Below are 1,031 nucleotides of genomic sequence, written 5' to 3' on the forward strand. Positions count from 1 at the left end.
ACATCGCTTTTCCAATGTTTTTTATATTCAATGCCGCATTGTAATCTCTATCAATCTCAATTCCACAGCACTCACATTTATAACTTCTTTCTGATAATTTCAGTTTCTCTTTAACATTTCCACATTTACTACAAGTTTTCGATGATGGAAACCATTTATTTATCTTCAAAAATTGTTTTCCTAAAAACATCAGTTTATACTCAAGCATCTTCAAAAACATTCCCCATCCATTATCTCCTACACTTTTCCCAAAATTTAATGCCTGGCTCATTCCTTTCATATTCAAGTCCTCAACAATCACAGCATTATAATCTTCAGACAATTTTTTCGATAATTTATGTAGAAAATCTCTTCGACAATTCTTTATATACTCATGTAATTTTGATATTTTCTCTTTTTGTCTATACCAATTTTTAGAAAATTTTACTTTTCTTGACAATGATTTCTGTAATTTTTTCAATTTTTTCTCCAACATCCTAAAATATCTTGGATAATCAGCTCTTTGGTTTTCAGAACTGACAAATAATTCAGACATTGAAAAATCAAGCCCAATTACTTTATCATTACTTGGCATTTTTTGAATTTCTTTTTCAAATTCCGTCAAAATAGAAACATAATAATTTCCATTGCTGTTTATCAATGTTACCGACTTTATTCTATAATTCTTTGGTATTTCTCTATGATATTTCAATTTTACTCTTTTTAATTTTGGCAAAACTAAATATTTGTTTTCCTCAATTCGTATCGAATTATTCACACAATTTGTCGTGTAACTTTTAATATTATTCTTTTTAGATTTGAACCTCGGAAACTTCGCTCTCTTCTGAAAGAAATTCGTAAACGATCGCTTTACATTCAATTGAGCATTTGAAAGTGCCAGACTATCTACTTCTTTTAAAAATTGATTTTCACTTTTCAAACTGGCAGGTGTAATTATTTTATTTTTTCCAGTTTCTTCATAAAATTTATTCGCAGCATACAAAATCGTATTGTAAACAAAACGAACACATCCAAAAGTCTTGTTTATCAAT

1 protein-coding gene is annotated in these 1,031 nt (G+C 28.2%); it reads right to left on the reverse strand.

The genetic code is table 11. The annotated features are described in order from the left end of the window. The coding region (locus ACO409_RS11050) for an RNA-guided endonuclease TnpB family protein (protein WP_485557225.1) at positions 1–1,030 on the reverse strand (1,030 nt) is incomplete at its 3' end. Position 1,031 lies beyond the last annotated feature (1 nt).

This window comes from Leptotrichia sp. (assembly GCF_057270615.1).